The 794-nt window shown below is 53.5% G+C and carries 2 protein-coding genes; both read right to left on the bottom strand.

Annotated elements, in window-relative coordinates; all coding sequences use genetic code 11:
- Positions 1 to 114 precede the first annotated feature (114 nt).
- A complete protein-coding gene (locus tag H7U37_RS15065; RefSeq protein WP_002596142.1) occupies positions 115 to 321 on the bottom strand; it encodes a hypothetical protein in 207 nt (68 codons plus the stop codon).
- A gap of 4 nt (positions 322 to 325) precedes the next feature.
- A complete protein-coding gene (locus H7U37_RS15060; RefSeq protein WP_009259832.1) occupies positions 326 to 535 on the bottom strand; it encodes a DUF6471 domain-containing protein in 210 nt (69 codons plus the stop codon).
- Positions 536 to 794: the final 259 nt, after the last annotated feature.

The raw sequence follows: 794 nt of genomic DNA, 5'->3' as shown, positions 1-794 counted from the left end.
TGCCCGACCAACGGGAGGGCTACCACCGCCTGCTTTAGCAGGTGGTGAGTAAGTGCGCCCTTCGGGATAAAAAAGAGGAAGGCCCCCGGTTTCCCGGAGACCTCCCAGCAGTTTTCAATCGTGTCCTGCCAGCTTTCGCCGCAGGTACTCTTCCAGATTATCAAGCCCTACCGCCTGTACTTCCGGCAGCACTTTTTCCAGCACAGCGCCCTCCTGAATGAGCCGCCTTGTCCGGGCTTTTCGTTCCTTCACCCGGTCCCGTGCCTGGGCTTCCTCCAAGCGGTGCTTTGCCTGCAACAGTTTCTTTTCTTCACTTGTCATAGGTTTACCTCCGTTTCTGCCAGATCAGGTCATAGCCCAGCACATCGGCCAGCTGCATGACCTCTTTATAGCGAATGGATTCCCGCTGGAGCTTGGCGGACAGGTTGGAAACACTGTCCGACCAGCCGTATTCCTCATGGAGCCGGTCAACTACCTCCTGCATGGTATATCCGGCCCGGACGATCTGTGCCTTAATCTCGTTGCGTACCGTCATCATCAAAAATCCTCCTAAATTTACTTGATAAAAAAGCGAAGCTGGCACGCCCTCTGGCATAACCGCTTCGCTGTGTGGTGAAAAATCTCCTTGTCACCAAATCCGTTCAGAATTGCCGGTGTGATGTCCTGCCCATAGGTCGCACCTTCAGACTTTTCCGTTCCGTGTGACTTGGCTTGAAACCGTGCATTTTCCCATGATTTCATGCACCCGGTTCATCAGGGCGAGAAGCACGGTTTCGCAAAATAATTTCTTCCAA

The organism is Pseudoflavonifractor phocaeensis, from assembly GCF_016901735.1.
In the GTDB taxonomy this organism is placed as follows: Bacteria; Bacillota; Clostridia; order Oscillospirales; family Oscillospiraceae; genus Pseudoflavonifractor_A.
This window is presented reverse-complemented; position numbering and strand designations above follow the sequence as displayed.